The following is a 20489-nucleotide window of genomic DNA, read 5'->3' as shown; positions in this document are numbered from 1 at the left end:
ACTTAACCCTCCATATATGCTTCACGGACACAGAGCTCTCTTCGTCCCTTCTGCCACAGCGCAGGCTCCAGCTCTGCCAGATAACCGCCGCCGTTTTTTACATGCCATTCATAAAAAGCCCTGGGTCTGTCCGCATATTCTTCCATAATGTTCATGATCGTACCGCCATGTATCACAAGAGCCGCTGTCTTTATGTTGTTACGGATACACTGTGTGACAGCCTTCTGAAATCCTGTAAGGCTCCGGCACTTAAACGCTTCTCGACTTTCTCCTCCCGGAAAAGGAAGCGTTCCATTGCTGTCGATCCACCTCTGATAATCCTGATTTCCGGAAAGCTCTTTATAATTTTTATTCTCAAACTCTCCAAAATCACACTCGGAAAGCTCTTCGATAATATGAAAGCTTTTTCCTGGAAAAAGGATCCCCGCAGTTTCCACACAGCGGCAGAGCGGACTTACATAAAGGGCCTCCGGCATGGGATAGGTCAGCTTTTCCAGAAATTCCCTTCCCTCCGTACTCAGCGGTTCATCCGTTGTTCCGATATAACGCTGAAGCTTATTTCCGGGTGTCTGTCCGTGTCGTATCAGATATAATCTAATCATCCTTCAGCACCGTCCCAATCCCGCATACCACTCTTGTGACCCTTCTGCTTTTCGCAGCCAGTGCAGTGCACACCCGGCCAACAGCTTCTCGGTACTGCCGTTCAAAAGCATCCGCCGGAACGATCCCGTAGCCTACCTCCTCACTGACAAGGATCACATCCGGATCCTGCTGTGCCAGCTTTTCTGCCAGGCCGGTGAGATCTTCTCCTGCCTTCAGAGCTTTTCTTATGTATTCCTGAAATCCCAGAACACCCGCTGCCTTCAGAAGCTCCTCTTCTGTGATCTCTCCTCCGAATTTCCAGTCCACATCCGGGAACTGTGCTTTTGCATAGGCAGCTTTTCCCTGATATGCGCCTCCGATTATCATTTCCATAATATTTTTACCTCATCCAAATCTTCATTACAGATTAAACGTGCCACCAAAAGCAAGCACCAGTGCCATCACGACCTCGCAGATGCAAAGGAAAAATCCGGAAAGATCACCTGTGGTCCCTCCAAAATATTTCAAAGCCATATAGTGATACCACCAAAATACCAGAAGTGCGCTGACAGCTGCCAGAACACCCAGGACCGGATCTACCCATATCATCAGCGCTGCAAGGATCACAAACATCGTGATAAGAACATTTCGCACTGCGATCTCTGACGCATTTCTGGAAAATTCTGCCACAGTCCCGTCTGTCCTTGCCTTGGGAAATGTGATCACACCGATCCCGGAAAGACATCTGGACATCATAAAGCCCAGGCTCATGATACAGATCCCGTTATAATTTCCAAGGAGCTGATCCCAGGCTCCCAGCCAGAGGATAAAATATACACAGGCTGTGATAATGGCAAATGCACCTGCATGGGAATCCTTCAGGATCTCCAGCCTCCTTGTGCGTTCCTGCCAGGAGCTTAATGCATCCGATGTGTCCAGAAGCCCGTCTACATGAATGCCGCCGGTAATAAATACCGGGATCACAGTAAGGATCACAGCGAGAAAAAATGGCTCCAGAGCTGCATGCACTCCGAGGATCCCTCCTGCAAGCCAGGTCAGGATGCCGATGGCAGTACCCACAAAGGGGAAAAAGCACATCATAAATTTTATGTTTTCCTTCTTCCAGTCCACCATGGGCATGGGGATCTTTGAAAACATGGCAAAGGCTGCCTTAAAACTGTTCCATAAACTTTTCATGCTTCCTTTCCTCCTTTATGCCATACAGGGATCCCGTATACGACTTCCACAACCTCTTCTGCCAGCTCTGCCAGCTTCTGGTTGATCTGTCCCAGTTCTTTTTTATACTGTTCTGATTCTTCCTCGTAGAGGATTCCGTCTGAAAAGATCTCGTTGGTAACGATCACCACATGCTTTGCCTGGGAAAGAAGATTTTTCACTCCTTCTGTGATCTTTTCTGCCACCTCCGGGTGGAAGCCGCCTTCCCGGAACATCTCATTTGCAACCAGATTGGACATGCACTCCAGAAGGACCACGCAGTCCTTCGGGATGAGTAGCTCATCCAGCTCTGTATATCTTTCAATTGTCTCGAAGCCTTTTCCTGCACGCATGTGCCGGTGTCTGCGGATGCGCCTGTGGCTTTCTTCGTCAAAAGCCTGCATGGTGGCGATATAGATCCTTCTGGCTTCGCCAAAGGAAAGTACGGTTTCTTCCGCAAAAGCAGATTTTCCGCTTCCGCTGCCTCCTGTTACAACAACCAGCATATTATTTCAGCTCCTCGTACTGTTCTACATTGATATCACCAAAGGTACTCATGGAATTATATACTGCACAGGACAGATCCATCATCGGAAACAGTGCCACAGCTCCGGTTCCCTCGCCCAGGCACATGCCTGCGTGGATGATCGCTTCCTTGCCAAGCTCCTTCAGGATCAGCTGTGCTGCAGGCTCTTTGGATACATGAGACGCAAGGATATGATCACTTACCTGCGGGCAGATCTTTATTGCGATCAGTGCAGATACGCAGGAAATAAATCCGTCCATGACAACCGGCATTCCAAGTGCTGCTCCTCCAATGAATACTCCTACCATTCCTGCAATATCCAGTCCACCTACCTTTGCCAGGACGTCAATGGCATCTGAACGATCCGGATTATTCAGGGCGATCGCCTTTTTGATCGCATTGATCTTCCGGACAAGCCCTTCACTGGTCAATCCGGCACCACGTCCGGTCATATCTTCCACCGGTTTTCCGAGAAGCACAGCTGCTACCGCACTGCTGGTGGTGGTATTTCCGATGCCCATCTCGCCGGTTGCAAGAACCTGATAGCCTTTTTCCTTCAGCTCCTCTGCCATGGCAATTCCGGCTTCGATGCCACGGATCGCCTGATCTCTGGTCATCGCCGGCTCTCTGGTCATATTTCTGGTCCCATAAGCAACCTTAAGATCTGTACGGACCTTTGTATCTGTGACCATTCCCACATCTACAGGAAAAAGCTCTGCTCCACACTGACGGCACATCACACAGCAGGTAGTAGTCCCTTCCAGAAAATTCTCAGCCACAACAGCCGTCACTTCCTGTCCGGTCTGGGTCACACCCTCTTCTACAACTCCGTTATCCGCGCACATGGCAACCACTGCTTTTTTCTCCACACGTACCTCCGGTGTACCTGTGATACCGGCGATCTGTGTCAGCATATTCTCCAGCTCTCCCAGAGAATGCAGGGGCTTTGCAATACTGTCCCATCTCTTTCTCGCCCCCTCCATAGCCTTTTCATCCAGAGGGCGGACTTTCTTCACTGCCTCATCCAAAGTTATCATTTGCTACCTCCAATCCTTTTACCTGTGGTAAAAATAATAAATTTACTAAAGATATAATTCAACGCCAGCACGATAAATTGTGTGCAGAATTTTGCAAACATATCCCGGAATCCCAGGATCTCCGCCAGAAGCCATACGCCACCTACCTCAATGACCATGGTCAACAGACGGGCACTTATAAATTTCAGAAAGGGCGGTATATGATCCCTCCATGTTTCACAGCGGTCATGAAATACAAATCTGGAATTCACAACATAGGCAAACAGGATCGCCAGGATGATCGATATGATGTTGGCACTCATCAGCGGAATTCCCATTGCCCTCATGATATAAAAGCTTAACAGATTTACGAGAGTCGTACAACCACCCCAGAAAATATAACGGATCACATCATTTTCATAGAATTTAAGGATCCACTTTTTCATTGGTATCTCCTCCTCGTATGATCTTTGATACGATATATCTTGGACGACGTTTTACTTCCTCATAGATCCTGGCGATATAATATCCGATGATTCCAAGGCTCATCATCACAGCACTTCCAATAAAGAGCATCACGATCAGAAGTGTGGTATAGCCTTCCACCGCATGCCAGGAAAAATACCGGACCAGAGAATAAACCAGAAGGAGCAGGGAGCACCCAAAGCAGCCCACAGCACCGGCTGTTACAAACTGCAGCGGAAGTGTTGTAAATGCCACGATATTCCGAAACGCATAGCTGATCAGCGTTCCTGCAGACCATTTGGATTCTCCGGCCTCACGCTCCTGCACCTCAAAAGGTACGGAGATGCTTTTGAAGCCTATCCAGGATGATGCCGCCCGGAAAAACATGCTGCGCTCAGGCATGGCGAGAACACTCTCCACCGCTTTCCTGTCCAGCAGCTTGAAATCGGAAGCGTTTTCCATATCAAAGCCGGTGGCACGGGACATGATCCGATAGAAAAATCCGGCACTTTTTCTGTGAAAAAGAGTTTCTTTTCCCCGGTTTTTCTTGATGCCCTCCACAACCTCGTAGCCCTGCTCCCAGAGCCGATACATTTCCAAAAGGATTTCCGGCGGATGCTGCAGGTCACAGTCCATCACAGCCACCGCATCTCCGCATGCCTGTGCAAGGCCGGCCACAATTGCTGCTTCTTTCCCGAAATTTCTGGAAAAATGCACACCTGTCACATTTTTATCTTCTCCTGATACTTTTTCTATCGCTGCCCAGGTCCCGTCAGAGGAACCGTCATCTACTAGGACCAGTTCATAACGGATCCCGGCCTGCCCCAGGAGCTCTCTGAGAGTCCGGCAGGTTTTCTCCACCATCGGTTCCTCATTACAGGCAGGCAAAACTACCGATAATCGGCTCATTTCTCCTGTTTTCCCCTTTCTTTTTGTTTTCCTTGGCGCTGGTAAGATATCACGATCCCGGCAAACAGGATCAGGCCGATCACCGTCAGTATCATTCCGGGCACAATATACGGTGTACAATATCTGAGTGCGATCGTATGCCTGCCTTTTTTTAATTCCAGCCCCATATACATACTGTTTGCCTGCACAAGTTCTGTTTTTTCTCCATCTACATAGGCGGTAAAGCCTGCGCTGTATGGAATGGAAAATACCAGGATCTTATCGGAAGTGGTTGTGATATCTCCACGAATGCAATTTGTCTCCGTTTTAATATTCTGAAGACTTTCTTTTCCAAGCTCCTCTGTCTGTTCTTCAACAGAAGCCATGGGCTGACATACCACATACAGATCATCAAAGGTATATTCTCCCGGCATGGAGAATGTCAGTGTCATAGTTCCCGCAGAATAGTTTTTATATCCCATATTCAGAAGAAAATTATGTCTTCCGCTATAGCCGTTGTATTTATCTGTAAAAATCCGGATAGTCTTGTCCACGGAGCCCAACGAAACATCCACTGCTGATTCCTTGCTTTCTTTCCAGTAGCGCCAGTTATTGTCTTCATAACGCACGGTATTCTTCTCATATTCTGTCATGGAATCCCATTTTTTATCACTGACCACTGCACGTGGAGAATAGGCATTAAAATCCAGATTTTTTGCCACAAGATAAACCTCAGCCTCCGGCTCTCCCTGATATCCGATCTGTACGGTTGCTCCTTCTTTGGCCACAATGATCTTTCCGTCTTTGATCTTACAGCCTTTTCCTGCTTCCAGTGTAAAATCTGCTTTCTTATCATCAAAGGTGAGGTCTGTCTCAGGAAGACTGCTGTCCTCAAGGACTGCCCCCTGCAGGAGCGCCTGCTGCTTTTCGGTCACAGAAAGCTTTTCATAGTTTTCTCTGGGGATCCAGGAATCATAGGTATAACCAAGAGGAAGGGAATCCTCGTTTTCGTAGATCCTGTATTTTTTTGTGACTTCTGCTTCACTGTCATAGCCGTATGGCAGATACCCATATCCGCTTTTTTTGATGGCAAAATATTTCACCGAGGCAAGACGATCCAGGATACTCCGTCCGTCCAGGCTGCTGTAATGATAATCCCAGGGGGTATTCAGATACATCTCATCAAAGAAACGGCTGATATTTCCATTGGCCACACTGAAATAATAGGAAGTACTGTTGGTTCCCATATACATGGCAGTGTTTACATAAGAGCCCGTTTTGTACTGGTCATATCTGGTAACCGATGAATCGTCCATTGACCGGATCGCTTTGTCCGGTCCGGACTGAAGCTTCTCCAGCGCCTGATCCTTTTCCTCAAATTCTGACAGATAATCTTTTTCGTAAGAATACTGGTATGAAACATTCAGAAGGATACTTGTCACAAGCACGGCCACGATCATTCCACAGAGATATTTTCCCTGTGTAAATACGTTTCCGTAGGAAACCACTGTAAACACAGCCAGGACCAGCATCATCAGTGCCATGATATTGCGTTCCGTGCGGGCGGATTCTGAAAACAGTGCCAGCACGCAATATATCAGCAGCATTACAAATATCCGTCGTTTTTCCCTGATGCCCAGCGTAAACAGTTCCGGATATGCCTGTACCAGGATATATGCGATCAGCATTCCATACGCCCAGATCCATCGGTTGGACACGTATGAAAATCCATTCAGTACATGACCTGCAAAGGGGATCAGTAAAAACAGATTCAGAAGCACAAAGCCCAGCTTCAGTCCCGTATATTTTTTCTTTTTGGAAAAGATCACAAACACGCCTGCCATTGCGACTGCGGAATATCCAGCAACTCCCCACTGGATCATATTTTCGCCGATCAGGCAGCCGAGATATTTTTCGTAGTAAATGCGGTCATATAACAGCGGCACATAATTCTGCGCCTGAAAGCGCTCTGTTCCAAACAGAGTCATGACCACAGGTAAAAAGATCAGTGCAGCGATCATAAGTGCGACCAGATAAAAGCCAGCAAATTTCAGGAACCACTGAAATACATCTTTTACTGAACGCTTGCGGAATATTCCAAAATACCGGAAAGCTGCATACAGCACCATAAAGATACTGATCATATAAAAGAAATAAAAATTAGACATTGCCGCTACAGCCGTCGCACAGATAAAAAGGTATGGCTTTTCTTTTTTGTAAATCTTTTCAATTCCCATAAGGACCAGCGGCAGATAGATCATGGGATTGGAAAAATATGGGTGCTTCATGGACGCATAAATGGTCCATCCTGCAAAAATATAAACAAGGCTTCCAAGAAATGTGGCCTGTTTGGGATTCTTGCGGTAAAAGCAGTAAATGCTGAATGTGATACCCGCCAGATAAATGCGGAGAAAGATCAGAAGCTCATATAAGATCTCTGTGTCTTTTTCCGGTACAAAAACGGACAGTAAGGTCAGCGGATCACCGATCACATAATAATGAAGTGTTGTAAGGATATCGGAACCGTATCCGATATGCATATCCCACATAGGAAGGGAAAGCTTATGCTCCGTCACCAGCGTCTGCAGAACATTCCGCAGATATTTTCCATAATAGGCCAATGCATTGATGTGCTGCGGAACACCGTCATGACTCCAGATCAGGGATTTTCCATTGAAATAAAAACAACTGTAAATAAACAGCGAGATCGCCGCAAAAACAATCGTATACAGAATATAAAAATCTGCTTTTTTCTCTTTCCGGGATTTCTCCTTCGAAAAAATTCTCTTCATATATGTCTCTCCTGTATATGAAAAAAGGCCTGCGGTGCGCTAAACACCGCAGGCCTGTCACCTAATGCTTAATCAGCAAGCACACTGTATAAACAGTAACTATTGATCAATAATTAGTCTTCTTTCTTATCTGCTCCGTAAAGAGTGATAAGTTTCTGCAGATACTCATATCTAGCCTGAGCCTCAGACTCGTTCTTAGCAAACAGTCTTGCAGCTTTCTCAGGATTCTGACGCTGCAGAGAATTGTAACGAACCTCACCGTTCAGGAAGTCCATATAGTTCTCCATATCCGGTGTCTTGGAATCAAGGCTGAACTTGTTCTCAGCAGCCGGGTTGAATCTGAAGTTGTGCCAGTATCCGCACTTAACTGCCAGCTCTTCCTCTGTCTGAGCTTTGCTCATACCTTTCTTGATACCATGGTTGATACATGGAGCGTAAGCGATGATCAGGGATGGTCCCGGATATGCCTCTGCCTCTGCGATTGCTTTTACAGTCTGGTTGAAGTCAGCACCCATGGAAATCTGTGCTACATATACATAGCCATAGCTCATTGCGATAGATGCCATATCTTTCTTCTTAGTCTCTTTTCCGCCTGCTGCGAACTGAGCGATCGCACCTGTCGGTGTAGATTTGGAAGACTGTCCGCCTGTGTTGGAGTAAACCTCTGTATCGAATACCATAACGTTGATGTCACGTCCGCTTGCAAGAACGTGGTCAACACCACCGAATCCGATATCGTAAGCCCATCCGTCACCACCGAAGATCCACTGGGATTTCTTGGAGAGGAAGTCTTTCTGTGCAAGGATCTCGTTAGCCTTGTCACATCCGCAAGCCTCAAGAGCTGCAACGAGTTTCTCTGTAGCTGCACCATTTGTTGCGCCTACAGCATAAGTATCCAGCCATTCCTGACCAGCTGCCTTAACATCCTCATTTGTTCCGTTAGCTACAAGGTCTTCGATCTTCTCTTTCAGACCGCCACGGATCGCACGCTGTGCAAGAAGCATACCATAACCGAACTCTGCGTTATCCTCGAACAGAGAGTTTGACCATGCAGGTCCCTGTCCCTTAGCGTTTGTTGTGTATGGTGTAGATGGTGAAGAGTTACCCCAGATAGAAGAACATCCTGTAGCATTTGCAATGTACATTCTGTCACCAAAGAGCTGTGTGATCAGCTTAGCGTATGGTGTCTCACCACAACCTGCACAAGCGCCGGAGAACTCAAGGAGCGGCTGTTTGAACTGGCTGCCTTTTACAGTTGTCTCTTTATATTTAGCGATAACGTCTTCCTTCTGAGGAAGTGTTACACCGTAATCGAAGAATTTCTGCTCTTCTGTGTTAGCTTCAAGCGGAGCCATCTCAAGAGCTTTGTTGCCTTTCTTTCCTGGGCAGACATTTGCGCAGGAGCCACATCCTGTACAGTCAAGAGCGGATACAGTCATTGTGAATGTATAGTCTTTCATTCCTGTAAGAGGAAGTGTCTTGATTCCCTCTGGAGCGTTAGCTGTCTCATCTGCTGTCATAGCAACCGGACGGATTGCAGCATGCGGGCAGACATATGCACAGCGGTTACACTGGATACAGTTGTCCGGAACCCATACAGGAACGTTAACTGCGATACCACGTTTCTCATATGCAGCTGTTCCGGATGGTGTTGTACCATCTACATAATCCTTGAATGCAGATACCGGGAGGCTGTTACCTTCCTGAGCATTGATCTTGCACTGGATGTTGTTTACGAAGTCCTGAGCATCCTGAGCACCGTGGGATGCGTGAGACATGAAGAGTCCCTCGTCCTCAGCGTTCTTCCAGCTCTCCGGAACCTGAACCTCTACGACCTGTTTAGCACCGGCATCGATAGCTGCCCAGTTCTTCTTAACAACGTCATCACCTTTACGTCCGTAAGTAGCTTTAGCAGCAGCTTTCATAAGCTCGATAGCCTGCTCCTCAGGAATGATTCCTGTAAGTTTGAAGAATGCGGACTGAAGAATTGTGTTGATACGTGTTGGTCCCATGCCAGTCTCAATACCAATCTTAACACCATCGATGGTGTAGAATTTGATATTGTGGTTAGCGATGAAAGCTTTAACCTGTCCTGGAAGATGTTTCTCAAGTCCTTCCATATCCCAAGCACAGTTCAGAAGGAATGTACCTCCGTCAACAAGCTCCTGTACCATGTTATATTTGTTAACATAGGACGGATTATGACATGCAACGAAGTTTGCTTTGTGGATCAGGTATGTGGATTTGATCGGTTTCTTACCGAAACGAAGGTGAGACATTGTAACACCGCCGGACTTCTTGGAGTCATAATCGAAGTAAGCCTGAGCGTACATGTCTGTGTTATCACCGATGATCTTGATGGAGTTCTTGTTAGCACCTACAGTACCATCAGCTCCAAGTCCCCAGAACTTGCAGTTTGTTGTTCCCTCTGGTGTTGTAACAAGTGGTGCGCCTGTCTCAAGAGAAAGGTTTGTAACATCATCAACGATACCGATTGTGAATTTCTCTTTCTCAGTGTTCTCATATACTGCTACGATCTGTGCAGGTGTTGTATCTTTGGAACCAAGTCCGTAACGTCCTGTAAAGATCTTAACATCGCTGAACTTGCTGTCGCGAAGAGCTGCAACAACATCAAGATACAGAGGCTCGCCAAGAGCTCCTGGCTCTTTTGTTCTGTCAAGAACAGAGATCTGCTTAACTGTATCCGGGATTGCATCGATAAGAGCCTGTGCACAGAATGGTCTGTAAAGACGAACTTTAACAACACCGACTTTCTTGCCAGCTGCCATAAGGTAATCGATTGTCTCCTCGATGGTATCGTTTACGGAACCCATAGCTACGATGATGTGCTCAGCGTCAGCAGCTCCGTAGTAGTTGAACAGTTTGTAGTCTGTTCCGATCTTCTCGTTAACTTTGTCCATGTACTCCTGAACAACTGCCGGAAGAGCGTCATAATATGGATTACATGCCTCTCTTGCCTGGAAGAAGATATCCGGGTTCTGAGCGGAACCTCTCTGACATGGATGGTTCGGGTTCAGAGCACGGTTACGGAACTCTGCGATTGCGTCCATATCTGCCATATCTTTCAGATCTTCATAGTCCCATGTCTCGATCTTCTGGATCTCATGAGATGTACGGAATCCGTCGAAGAAGTTGATGAACGGAACTTTTCCTTTGATTGCTGCAAGATGAGCAACCGGTGTAAGGTCCATAACCTCCTGTACAGAAGACTCACAAAGCATTGCACATCCAGTCTGACGACAGGCCATAACGTCGGAATGGTCACCGAAAATACAAAGTGCGTGGGAAGCAAGTGCACGGGCAGATACGTTGATAACTCCCGGAAGCTGCTCACCAGCGATCTTGTAAAGGTTCGGGATCATAAGCAGAAGACCCTGGGAAGCTGTGTAAGTTGTAGTCAGGGCACCTGCTGCCAGAGAACCGTGAACGGCACCTGCTGCACCTGCCTCAGACTGCATCTCTGTAACCTGTACTTCCTGTCCAAAGATGTTCTTTCTTCCCTGAGTTGCCCACTCGTCTGTAGCCTCAGCCATTACAGATGAAGGGGTAATCGGGTAAATAGCAGCTACATCAGAAAAAGCATATGATGCATGAGCGGCTGCATGGTTACCATCCATGGTTTTCATCTTTCTTGCCATTGTTTTTTCCTCCTTAAAGGTTTGTTAAAAAATATATTATTTAGGCTTATGAAGGCCTAAAATTCCATTGGTTATTATATCATAGATTCCCAGTTATGTCCATTTTCTTTCATTGTTTTTTGTATATTATCCTGTACAAACGCCGTTATCTTTTTCACAAATAAAAAAGAGCTGTTCGGAATTTTTCCTCTCCAAACTGCTCTCCTTATCATCTCATACGCTTATCCCAACTCACATCCGGGAATCACTTCTCCTCTTTTCCGAAAAGATCCTTCATGGATTTCCGACGGAGCATTGTCCACAGCTGATCCTGGATCTCCTGAAGCTCATCATGTGCATGGCAGGGAACTCCGTCCTGTCCGTTCCTTGGACACTGATATGTGCCGTTCAGGCACTCAATGATGGACATATCCGGATCGATCGCACTGTATATCTCATATAATGACAGTTCTTCCGGATCTCTCTTCAGCGCGTAACCGCCATGAACTCCGCGGTATCCTTCCACGAGCCCTGCATTCTGAAGCTTCTTCAGTATCTTGTATGCAAAGGGTGCTGTGATCGATTCCCTCTCACAGATCTCGCTGACGCTCAAACGCGGCTCCCACATCAATGCGCGGATAACCCGCATCGCATAATCGCTTTCTCTGGTGATAAACATTTTTAACCTCTCTTCTGTTCAACTAAGCTGCTGATTTATGATAGTTTCCGCATTCCATCCGATCTGCCACGTTCCTGGGTGTTTCTGATGTGCCAGAGAGCCGGATATCCATATCCCCGGAATACTTCATTACCACATACGACAGTATAACCCATTTTTTTATATAATAAAAGGTTATTATTTTCCTGTGATTCATAGTAATCCCCTGTTTTTCCTTTATTTAGCCGAAAAAAGGAAAATACAGCTTGCAAATTTTTCAGTTTACGGTACAATAGGAAACGATTGTAATGCTTTCGTATGTAATTGAAACGATATTTATTTAATGAAAAAAGAGGTATGATATGATTTCAGCAAATAACATCACACTGCGCGTTGGAAAAAAAGCGCTGTTTGAAGACGTTAACATCAAATTTACAGAGGGTAACTGTTATGGATTGATCGGCGCCAACGGCGCAGGAAAATCTACATTCCTCAAAATCCTTTCCGGTCAGCTTGAGCCTACCAAGGGCGACATTGTGATCACCCCCGGTCAGAGACTTTCTTTCCTACAGCAGGATCACTTCAAATATGATGCTTATCCGGTTCTGGATACTGTCATCATGGGTAATGAAAGACTCTATCAGATCATGAAAGAGAAAGAAGCCATTTACGCAAAGGAAGATTTCACAGACGAAGATGGCATCCGTGCCAGCGAGCTTGAGGGTGAGTTTGCAGAGATGAACGGATGGGAAGCAGAGTCCGATGCTGCTACTCTTCTCAACGGTCTCGGAGTCGACACTGAGTTCCACTATACACAGATGGCAGACCTTACCGGTAGTATGAAGGTCAAGGTTCTTCTTGCACAGGCTCTTTTCGGAAATCCTGATATCCTTCTTCTTGATGAGCCGACCAACCACCTGGATCTTCCTGCTATCGAATGGCTGGAGGAGTTCCTGATCAATTTTGACAATACGGTTATCGTAGTATCCCATGACCGTTATTTCCTGAACAAGGTCTGCACACATACTGCTGATATCGATTATGGCAAGATCCAGCTTTATGCCGGAAACTATGACTTCTGGTTTGAATCCAGCCAGCTTCTGATCAAGCAGATGAAAGAGGCCAACAAAAAGAAAGAGGAGAAGATCAAAGAGCTCCAGGAGTTCATCTCCCGTTTCAGCGCCAATGCTTCCAAATCCAAGCAGGCGACTTCCAGAAAGCGTGCCCTGGAAAAGATCCAGCTGGATGACATGCGTCCTTCCAGCCGTAAATATCCATACATCGACTTCCGCCCGAACCGTGAGATCGGAAACGAGGTCCTCATGGTGGAAAATCTGTCCAAGACCATTGATGGAGCAAAGGTTCTGGACGACATTTCCTTCACTCTTGGTCGTGAAGATAAGGTTGCCTTTGTGGGCGCCAACGAGCAGGCCATCACAACCTTCTTCAAGATCCTTACAGGTGAAATGGAGCCGGATGAAGGAAATTACAAATGGGGCGTTACCACTTCCCAGGCATATTTCCCGAAGGATAACACACAGGAATTCGATAACGACCTTACTATCACCGACTGGCTGACACAGTACTCCGAGATCAAGGACGCAACCTACGTCCGTGGATTCCTTGGCCGTATGCTTTTCCCTGGTGAGGATGGTGTAAAACGTGTCCGTGTTCTTTCCGGTGGTGAAAAAGTTCGCTGTCTTCTTTCCAAGATGATGATCTCCGGTGCCAATATCCTGATCCTGGATGAGCCAACCAACCATCTGGATATGGAGTCTATCACAGCACTGAACAACGGACTGATCAAATTCCCGGGAGTGATCCTTTTCACCTCACACGATCACCAGTTTGTACAGACAACTGCAAACCGCATCATGGAGATCCTTCCTAACGGCAAGCTGGTAGACAAGATCACCACTTACGACGAGTATCTTGCCAGCGACGAAATGGCCAAGAAGCGTCACGTATTCCAGGTTAACGAAGAGGACGCACAGGATAACTAAATCCCATGCTTCTGTAACAAAAAATCTCCCCTGCTTCCGCCTTTACAGGCAGTCAGGGGAGTTTTTTTATCTGTTTTATATGCGCTTACTCCATGGTGATCGGAGCAAGCTTGCCCTGTGTTACATCCAGAAGATCTTTAAGCGGTACCTTCAGGGTAAGGCCTACTCTTCCACCACTTACATAGATCTCATCAAAGTTTTCGGCAGACTGGTCAAACACCACCGGATAATTTTTTTTCATTCCAAGAGGGCTGCAGCCTCCGCGGATATAGCCCGTGATCTTTGTAAGATCCTTTACATGGATCATATCTACTGTTTTTTCGCCTACAGACTTTGCGGCTGCCTTACGGTCCACCTCTTTCTCGATCGGAACTACAAACACATAGTAGCCACCGCTTTTCCCTTCCATGACCAGGGTCTTAAAGGACTGATCATGAGGGGCTCCTGTGATGTCTGCACAGTGGATCCCATCTATGAACTCTCCACAGTCATATGCGATTGCTTCATATTTTACTTTTTTTCGATCCAGCATTCTCATCGCGTTTGTTTTGGCTTCTTTTCCCATTTCTGTCACTCCTCGGATTTTTCTCAGTTGTCTTTCCACTCATCAAGCTCATCCAGATCCTCATCATTCATCAGATCCGGGTCATTCCTGTAATTTCCATATTCTTCCTGCTCATCAAAATCCGCCATATTTTCAATATCCATCCGGCGTCTTTTCTGCTGCAGTTTTTCAAAATCTTCATAGCTGTCCCTGTTTTCCGACTCATCAAAACGATCATAGTCTTCATGATCCTCCGGATCTGCATAGCGGGATCTGCTTCCCGTTCCTGCATTCCTTCGTTCCCTGGTGCTGCTGCTCTGGCTGTATCTGCGGCCTCTTCTGTCATCCGAAGCATAATTTCTGTCGGAGGTTCTGTTTCTGCCGGAGGTTCCGGAAGTGCTTCTTCTTTCAGTGGAACTGCCTTTGCTGTTTCTTTCGCTTCCGGATCTTTTTCGGCTGTCTGCATAATTTCTTTCTCGTCTGTCAGAGTTGCGTCCTTCTCTGTCAGATGGTCTGCGGGAACGTCTTTCACCCCGGCTTTCCCGGTCATCGTTTGCCCGGTTTTCGTATGTATATCTGTGATCGTCCCTGTTACGGTCAGAGGTGTATTCACGACTGTTTCCTCTACGGTCCCTTCCTGCCGGCTTCCTGGTCTCCTCCGGCAGAGTTCCATCGTCGTCATCCTCTTCTTCGTCATCTTCCTCATCGTATCGGTCTTTGTTGATGGCGAACTGGATCAGCATACCAAGGATCGCAATTCCCGCTGCCATACCGACGCCATATGGAAACTGCGCCAGCCCTGCGATCTTTGCAATGGATAATCCTGCCAGAACACCACCCAGTATACTGGTTCCGACAATGATCACTCCTTTCGCATAACGCATAGCAAGTACTCCCAGTCCCACACCGATAAGGATGCACAGGAAAAAAGAAAAAGAACTGGTCGGATGGACCAGATAGATACTCAATGTTATTCCGATACCAAATCCCAGTACAAAGATTCCTGCCCTGTAGATCAGAAACGAAACAACAGCCAGTACGATCCCCAGTCCCGCCATGGCACCTGCGATCACCATTTTATCCTGAACACCGGACATATAGGTTACACCAAAGCCGGCGCCTGCTCCGATGATAAATCCAAAGATCATCATCCAGAACCGGAGGATACGATATCCCAGGATACAGTTCAAAAGCCCGAAAACGCAGAGCACTCCATATACGATCACCATCAGCTGGCTGATCTGTTCCATACCTCCTGCTCTCTGCAGTATGTCAAATCCTCTTGACAACATATCCATATTCATAACTTACTCCTCTCTTTCCAAAACCTCCGGAAATCTTCCCGAAGATGTTTCAGAAAATAAAATATATGGTATAAAAATTATCCATCACTCCATAATGATACTCCACCTGACCAAGTCCGTGAAGTTTCATATAATACTGTGCCACATTCTGTACCACGCCATCATCCAGCAGTTCCTGACAGGCTTCGGAAAAAGCTTCCTGACTGCCAAACTTGAAACGCACTACAGCCGCACCATTATCCAGTCTCATCTTACAATAATCATATATGTCCTGCCAGCTGTAATCTTCAAAGTACCCCTGGTTCAGCACATAAAAATCCAGATCCTTCGCAGTACATGCCGGAACTGTCAGTTCTTCCGATGGTGTATAGGTTTTTTCATATTCTTCCGGGAAAGGGCAGAGATAATCGTAAATGATCGTCTTATGTTCTTCCAGCTGTGCGGCATCTCCATTTAAAAAATCCGGCTGATCCCCATTGGTAGCATCTACATAATAATACTCCTGGCCTATTTTTACAATATCCCATGCATGACCCTCTGTACTTCCTTTTGTGCTTCCGTCCACATAAATACAGGGAATATCCAGCCTTTCCAGAAGATACTGGACAGCTCCTGCATATCCGGCACAGACTGCGGATTTTTTCCAGAAAACACCTGCTATGCTCTGATCATCCTCCCCGGTCTGATACTGGGTATGGTCAATAACATACGTATAAACAATGCGTACCTTCTCGTAGTCACCGGCATCCTCCGGGATCAGGGCTCTGACCTCCTGAAAGCTCTGCTCCATGGCCGTCTGTATCTCATCGATCTCGCTGTCTGTATAAGTATAGCCCGGAGTAAAAACGCAGTAATCACTGTCTGAATACGTAGTTTTGTAGATTTTTTCACGATTGTGGACCCAGAATATCTCCGGGTGGTCTTTCAATACTGCATGATAGCTTCTGTCAATACTGTCATCATCGGAGATCGTCAGATAAAACTCCTTTTCCCGGGCACGGATTCCTTTCAGCAGCTCCCGATATACTCTCTGCTCTTCTTCCGTAAGCTGTTTGAAATAATATTCCTGATGCCCTTCTTCGCTCTGGGCAACCTCCATCTGACGCAATTCCTCTACTTCCTTTGGTTCGCCTGAAATAATGCTCTTTGCTATGGAGCGGATCTGACCCAGTGCCCCTGCCGAAGTGCTAAAGGGCTGAAGGATCACTGCAGCTGTAAGCACTGCGGCTGCCATGGGGCAGAAATTTCTTTTTTTCATAATATCATGTCCTATGTCTGAAGCAGCGATTGTAAGAAAGGGCAGCCTCCCGTGGGAGACTGCCCTTATCTTCAATCGCTGTCCCTTAGTTTTCCATTTCCAGTGTTTCTACATCATCATCAAATGTATCCACTGCATCGTCCATGGTCTCCTGATCCAGAGTCAGCGTCTCAACTTCATCTTCTTCCTCATCCTCCTGCAAAGCCTTATTCTTAAAATCTGCAAGAAGGTCACTGGAAACAGTATCACCGGATGCCAGTGCATCCTTCAGTGCATCAGATCTAACCACATCCGTGAGGAGCTTTTCTGCACTCTCCTCTGTCAGAACATCATTCTCTGTAGCTGTGGTCTTATTTTCCTCCGCTGTTGTATCCTGATAGAAGGATGGCTTTCTGATATAACGGAAGCTTGCACTGTATGCCTCACCAACCGTTACACCATTCTTGCTTGAGGAACAATGTACTGCGATCCAGTCGCCGGAATCCGTCTTTCCGCACAGGATACCAACGTGGTTGTTGCTTCCTGCTTCCGGTCCTCTCTGGAATACCAGATCTCCTGGCTGTGCATCTGCTTCGCTGACAACACCGGCCTTCTCCCACTGGTCAGAGGTTCCGTCTCCAACTGCTGCCTGCATTCCCTGATCCTTATATCCATTGATCACTGCCCAGGTAACAAAGCCGCTGCAGTCCAGACCATATGCACGGAGCGTACCGGAGCTTCTGCTACCGTCTGCTGATACCTTCTCAACGGAGCCCCAGCTTGGATCTTCTCCAATCACCGTAGATTTGCCGCCCCAGAAATATCCGACCTTGCCAACCAGTGAATACGCTGCGGTGATAACATCTACACGATCCTCAGAAACATTGTCTCCCACGCTTTCACGGACAAAGCCTTTGGATGCGGTAACTACCGCACAGAGAAGCTTACAGTCTGTTTCCACATATTTCTTAAGGACGCTTCTGTCTTCCTTTGCAATATTGTTCTTCTTGATGTAGTAGTTGATCTTACGATTTCCGTAGGATATCTTGGTAATATCCTGCTTGTCCCTGACGATGGGGTTCATCTCCGCAAAGATCCTTGCCAGATCATCCTTGCAGGATGCATCCAATGTAAATGACGTTGCTCCTGCTTTGCTCTTTTCGTAAATATAAACAGCAAGGATATCCTGCCAGTTTCTTACCAGAAGTGTATTCTCCGTATCGGTAAGCTTGTTCTTCTCTTTATATTCTCTTTCGATCTCTTCCATTACAGAAGCAAAATCATCAGAGAAGGACAGATGATAATTGCTCTTAAGACTATCCAGATAAAAATCCTTGCCCGCATGGAGATTGGATACCATATTTGTCACATAAACAGGATCTCCGATCTGTGTTGCTGTGGCGTTATTTCCATCTGTGATCTCTGTATTCTTGTTATCTTCCGTGCTGCTATCATCTTTTTTGTTGCCTTTTTTGTTATCACTGTCGTTCTTGTCGACAGCTGCAAGCTTGGCTTCTGCCTCAGTCAGGATCTTATAATTCGTAACCTTGGCCTTTTCTGTATTAGACAGTGCCTCATAAGCTGCACGTACGCTATCTATCTCCGCTTTATCTGCTGCTGTGATCGTTCTGCCTGCCAGTGCTTTGATCTTCCGGATCACCGCTTGTACCTTTGCAGAGTCATCCCTGGCCGGTGTTTCCGTCGGTGCAGGTGTTGCGGTTGGCTCCGGCGTTGCCGTTGGTGCAGGTGTCGCTGTCGGTTCCGGTGTTGCCGTTGGTGCAGGTGTCGCTGTCGGCTCCGGTGTTCCCGTCGGCGCAGGTGTTGCAGTTGGCTCCGGTGTTTCCGTCGGCGCAGGTGTCGGTGTATCTGTTGGCTCCGGCGCTGTAGTTGGTTCCGGGTCAGGTGCAGCAGTTATTTCCGGTTCCGGTGCAGCTGTCGGCTCCGGTTCTGTCGGAACTTCTGGTTCCGGTTCACTTACCTCACTCCCGTCTCCTGAAACACCTTCCTCAGCAACAACATTATCTGCTTCCTCGGCGGCTTTTACTCCGGTTGGAATTGCCAGTACCATAGCTGATAACATCGTGATGCAAAAAAACTTATTCAGGTACTTGTTCTTCATATTTATTAAGATGCTCCCTTCTTTCCTTGAACATCCCTTTACTTCCCCTATAATAAAGGTCTGCCTTAAACCGTTTGATAACTTAAAGTTTAATTCAATTTATTTTAGCATACGAAAATCGTGAAATCAACTGTTCTGGTAGGATATCTCCTTCAATTCATCTATTTTTCACTTTTTATTCACATTTTTGTAAGATTTTTTAGAGTTTACCATAACGTAAAAAAGCCACAGTGCTCTCACACACTGCGGCTTTTTATATACTGTCAGACAGTCACTGCCGGCTGTCCGCCCATATGAAACTGTTTTCTGACACAGAGCTGAAAAATTCCCTGTACAACCTGATAGCACACCCGAAGGATAAAACGGATGTCATCGGCAATGCACCGCGGGCTTTCCAGATAATATGCATGACGCTCACGGATATATTCCACAAGTTCCTCAAAGCTTTCAAACTGCTTCGCTTCTTCCAGCTGGCTGTCTGCTGCGCCGCTGAGGATGCATTCTCTCAGGCGGTTTTTCAGCTCAGCTTCATAAGAATTATGTGCTGCAAGATTTCCTTTGTATGTTTTGTTATGAGGAAAAGTAAAATAATCAGCCATATAATGCATGACCTCACCGAATCTTCTCCAGTATACTCTGGCATTCTCTTCCTCCGGGTTCTTCTCGACAAGCGCCCTCATCTTATTCTGGAGGTGATCGAATGTTCCGAAAAACTCATGTCTGGTGGTGAGAAACGATGGTTTCAGATCAGGCATGATATTACCCAGGCAAAACGCTTTTCTGTGCTGCTGGAGACTGTACACCTCAGACATCTGGTCAGCCAGGTATCTGCCTAACAGTATATGTGATTTTTTACGCAATTTTTTCCCTCTTCCTTCTTTCCTGATCCAGATCCTGACCGGTCAACAGTAATTTGGTTCCGCCCGGTCCTCTTCTGGGATCCATAAATCATCCGTTTACCGGAACCAACTTTACTATAGCACTGTTTTTTCAAATAATCAAATAAAGATTATGTAAATTTTAATCCAGATCAAAAAGCTGCCGCTGCTTCAGATCAATAGATGCCCAGACGGTACTTGTCTTCGGTTCTCCGTAAAGATAAACCGTGCTGGAAACCAAGCAGCATATATAATTCACTTTTTGTTCCAATCCCTCCATCAAGTCCAACACTGTTGTGCGCAGCTTCAACCAGGGTCTTTGCCCTATCTTCAGTAACTCCTCTGCCACGCATCTTTTTATCATGCCAGATCTTTCGGATCCCATTTACTCCAAGCGCGATCACATCTTTTGGCAATGGTGCTTTTTCAAGCACTGCCAGGCCGCTTATTGCATCAAATCGTGTGTATAATCCCAGATATTCCGGGAAATGTATTGCAAGCCATCTCTGGATCCTGTTTGCAGATATGTTGTGCTGCTTCCTGATCCTGTCACGGCTGTATACCCGGTCTCTTATTTCGGCATAAATGCCTTCTGGCATGTATGGGATTGAATATCTCCCATCC

The 20489-nt window shown here is 46.6% G+C and carries 16 protein-coding genes and 1 pseudogene; 1 reads left to right on the top strand and 16 read right to left on the bottom strand.

The window, feature by feature from the left end; all coding sequences use genetic code 11:
• Positions 1 to 2: 2 nt before the first annotated feature.
• The 10 genes from DWW77_RS12315 to DWW77_RS12270 all read right to left on the bottom strand — a co-directional run bounded on the left by DWW77_RS12315 (position 3) and on the right by DWW77_RS12270 (position 11801).
• Complete coding sequence (locus DWW77_RS12315; RefSeq protein ID WP_118608791.1) at positions 3 to 602, bottom strand: histidine phosphatase family protein; 600 nt, start codon at positions 600 to 602, stop codon at positions 3 to 5.
• Positions 595 to 975 (bottom strand): bifunctional adenosylcobinamide kinase/adenosylcobinamide-phosphate guanylyltransferase, encoded by a 381-nt coding sequence (locus DWW77_RS12310; RefSeq protein ID WP_022426466.1) that lies wholly within the window; start codon positions 973 to 975, stop codon positions 595 to 597. The genes DWW77_RS12315 and DWW77_RS12310 overlap by 8 nt, the downstream gene beginning before the upstream one ends.
• A gap of 27 nt (positions 976 to 1002) precedes the next feature.
• Positions 1003 to 1779 (bottom strand): adenosylcobinamide-GDP ribazoletransferase, encoded by a 777-nt coding sequence (locus DWW77_RS12305; protein ID WP_118608790.1) that lies wholly within the window; start codon positions 1777 to 1779, stop codon positions 1003 to 1005.
• Positions 1776 to 2303 carry a bifunctional adenosylcobinamide kinase/adenosylcobinamide-phosphate guanylyltransferase gene (locus tag DWW77_RS12300; protein ID WP_118608789.1) on the bottom strand — a complete coding sequence of 176 codons (528 nt, stop codon included), beginning with the start codon at positions 2301 to 2303 and terminating at the stop codon, positions 1776 to 1778. The genes DWW77_RS12305 and DWW77_RS12300 overlap by 4 nt, the downstream gene beginning before the upstream one ends.
• Before the next feature lies 1 nt (position 2304).
• On the bottom strand, positions 2305 to 3360 hold the full coding sequence (cobT, locus tag DWW77_RS12295; protein ID WP_443639319.1) for a nicotinate-nucleotide--dimethylbenzimidazole phosphoribosyltransferase: 1056 nt from the start codon (positions 3358 to 3360) through the stop codon (positions 2305 to 2307).
• Positions 3357 to 3785 (bottom strand): GtrA family protein, encoded by a 429-nt coding sequence (locus DWW77_RS12290; protein WP_118608788.1) that lies wholly within the window; start codon positions 3783 to 3785, stop codon positions 3357 to 3359. The genes cobT and DWW77_RS12290 overlap by 4 nt, the downstream gene beginning before the upstream one ends.
• A complete protein-coding gene (locus DWW77_RS12285; RefSeq protein WP_118608787.1) occupies positions 3766 to 4713 on the bottom strand; it encodes a glycosyltransferase family 2 protein in 948 nt (315 codons plus the stop codon). Before DWW77_RS12285 ends, DWW77_RS12290 begins: the two co-directional genes overlap by 20 nt.
• The gene (locus DWW77_RS12280) at positions 4710 to 7484 is read right to left on the bottom strand and encodes a YfhO family protein (protein ID WP_118608786.1); all 2775 of its coding nucleotides are present in this window, start codon (positions 7482 to 7484) and stop codon (positions 4710 to 4712) included. Before DWW77_RS12280 ends, DWW77_RS12285 begins: the two co-directional genes overlap by 4 nt.
• Before the next feature lie 113 nt (positions 7485 to 7597).
• Positions 7598 to 11143: a pyruvate:ferredoxin (flavodoxin) oxidoreductase gene (nifJ, locus tag DWW77_RS12275; RefSeq protein WP_110102189.1), complete on the bottom strand. Its 3546-nt coding sequence runs from the start codon at positions 11141 to 11143 to the stop codon at positions 7598 to 7600.
• Between the two features lie 244 nt (positions 11144 to 11387).
• Positions 11388 to 11801 carry an RrF2 family transcriptional regulator gene (locus DWW77_RS12270; RefSeq protein WP_015524747.1) on the bottom strand — a complete coding sequence of 138 codons (414 nt, stop codon included), beginning with the start codon at positions 11799 to 11801 and terminating at the stop codon, positions 11388 to 11390.
• A 341-nt stretch (positions 11802 to 12142) separates the two neighbouring features.
• Between DWW77_RS12270 and DWW77_RS12265 the strand changes: the two genes are divergently transcribed.
• Entirely contained in the window at positions 12143 to 13783 is a 1641-nt protein-coding gene (locus DWW77_RS12265; protein WP_118608785.1) for an ABC-F family ATP-binding cassette domain-containing protein, read from the top strand.
• An 85-nt stretch (positions 13784 to 13868) separates the two neighbouring features.
• On the opposite strand, the gene ybaK is transcribed toward DWW77_RS12265, so the two are convergent.
• The 6 genes and pseudogenes from ybaK to DWW77_RS12235 form a co-directional block, all read right to left on the bottom strand.
• On the bottom strand, positions 13869 to 14348 hold the full coding sequence (gene ybaK / locus DWW77_RS12260) for a Cys-tRNA(Pro) deacylase (RefSeq protein WP_022426473.1): 480 nt from the start codon (positions 14346 to 14348) through the stop codon (positions 13869 to 13871).
• A gap of 23 nt (positions 14349 to 14371) precedes the next feature.
• Positions 14372 to 15631, bottom strand: a complete 1260-nt coding sequence (locus tag DWW77_RS12255; RefSeq protein ID WP_059085598.1) for a DUF4203 domain-containing protein — start codon at positions 15629 to 15631, stop codon at positions 14372 to 14374.
• Between the two features lie 49 nt (positions 15632 to 15680).
• The gene (locus tag DWW77_RS12250; RefSeq protein ID WP_021650408.1) at positions 15681 to 16889 is read right to left on the bottom strand and encodes a transglutaminase domain-containing protein; all 1209 of its coding nucleotides are present in this window, start codon (positions 16887 to 16889) and stop codon (positions 15681 to 15683) included.
• 85 nt (positions 16890 to 16974) lie between these two features.
• Positions 16975 to 18987: a C40 family peptidase gene (locus tag DWW77_RS12245; RefSeq protein WP_118608784.1), complete on the bottom strand. Its 2013-nt coding sequence runs from the start codon at positions 18985 to 18987 to the stop codon at positions 16975 to 16977.
• Between the two features lie 263 nt (positions 18988 to 19250).
• Positions 19251 to 19847 carry a zinc dependent phospholipase C family protein gene (locus DWW77_RS12240; RefSeq protein ID WP_022426477.1) on the bottom strand — a complete coding sequence of 199 codons (597 nt, stop codon included), beginning with the start codon at positions 19845 to 19847 and terminating at the stop codon, positions 19251 to 19253.
• Positions 19848 to 20041: 194 nt separating this feature from the next.
• A pseudogene (locus DWW77_RS12235) lies at positions 20042 to 20489 on the bottom strand (IS110 family transposase); the annotation flags it as partial.

Source organism: Ruminococcus sp. AF17-12 (assembly GCF_003479245.1).
GTDB lineage: Bacteria > Bacillota > Clostridia > Lachnospirales > Lachnospiraceae > Blautia_A > Blautia_A fusiformis.
Note: the sequence above shows the minus strand (reverse complement) of the source record. Positions and strands in the feature narration are given on the sequence as shown.

Excerpts from the sequence above, each read along its gene's own strand:
- DWW77_RS12315 (WP_118608791.1), bottom strand. The coding sequence starts at position 602 with ATGATTAGATTATATCTGATACGACACGGACAGACACCCGGAAATAAG.
- DWW77_RS12310 (WP_022426466.1), bottom strand. The coding sequence starts at position 975 with ATGGAAATGATAATCGGAGGCGCATATCAGGGAAAAGCTGCCTATGCA.
- DWW77_RS12305 (WP_118608790.1), bottom strand. The coding sequence starts at position 1,779 with ATGAAAAGTTTATGGAACAGTTTTAAGGCAGCCTTTGCCATGTTTTCA.
- DWW77_RS12300 (WP_118608789.1), bottom strand. The coding sequence starts at position 2,303 with ATGCTGGTTGTTGTAACAGGAGGCAGCGGAAGCGGAAAATCTGCTTTT.
- cobT (WP_443639319.1), bottom strand. The coding sequence starts at position 3,360 with ATGATAACTTTGGATGAGGCAGTGAAGAAAGTCCGCCCTCTGGATGAA.
- DWW77_RS12290 (WP_118608788.1), bottom strand. The coding sequence starts at position 3,785 with ATGAAAAAGTGGATCCTTAAATTCTATGAAAATGATGTGATCCGTTAT.
- DWW77_RS12285 (WP_118608787.1), bottom strand. The coding sequence starts at position 4,713 with ATGAGCCGATTATCGGTAGTTTTGCCTGCCTGTAATGAGGAACCGATG.
- DWW77_RS12280 (WP_118608786.1), bottom strand. The coding sequence starts at position 7,484 with ATGAAGAGAATTTTTTCGAAGGAGAAATCCCGGAAAGAGAAAAAAGCA.
- nifJ (WP_110102189.1), bottom strand. The coding sequence starts at position 11,143 with ATGGCAAGAAAGATGAAAACCATGGATGGTAACCATGCAGCCGCTCAT.
- DWW77_RS12270 (WP_015524747.1), bottom strand. The coding sequence starts at position 11,801 with ATGTTTATCACCAGAGAAAGCGATTATGCGATGCGGGTTATCCGCGCA.
- DWW77_RS12265 (WP_118608785.1), top strand. The coding sequence starts at position 12,143 with ATGATTTCAGCAAATAACATCACACTGCGCGTTGGAAAAAAAGCGCTG.
- ybaK (WP_022426473.1), bottom strand. The coding sequence starts at position 14,348 with ATGGGAAAAGAAGCCAAAACAAACGCGATGAGAATGCTGGATCGAAAA.
- DWW77_RS12255 (WP_059085598.1), bottom strand. The coding sequence starts at position 15,631 with ATGAATATGGATATGTTGTCAAGAGGATTTGACATACTGCAGAGAGCA.
- DWW77_RS12250 (WP_021650408.1), bottom strand. The coding sequence starts at position 16,889 with ATGAAAAAAAGAAATTTCTGCCCCATGGCAGCCGCAGTGCTTACAGCT.
- DWW77_RS12245 (WP_118608784.1), bottom strand. The coding sequence starts at position 18,987 with ATGAAGAACAAGTACCTGAATAAGTTTTTTTGCATCACGATGTTATCA.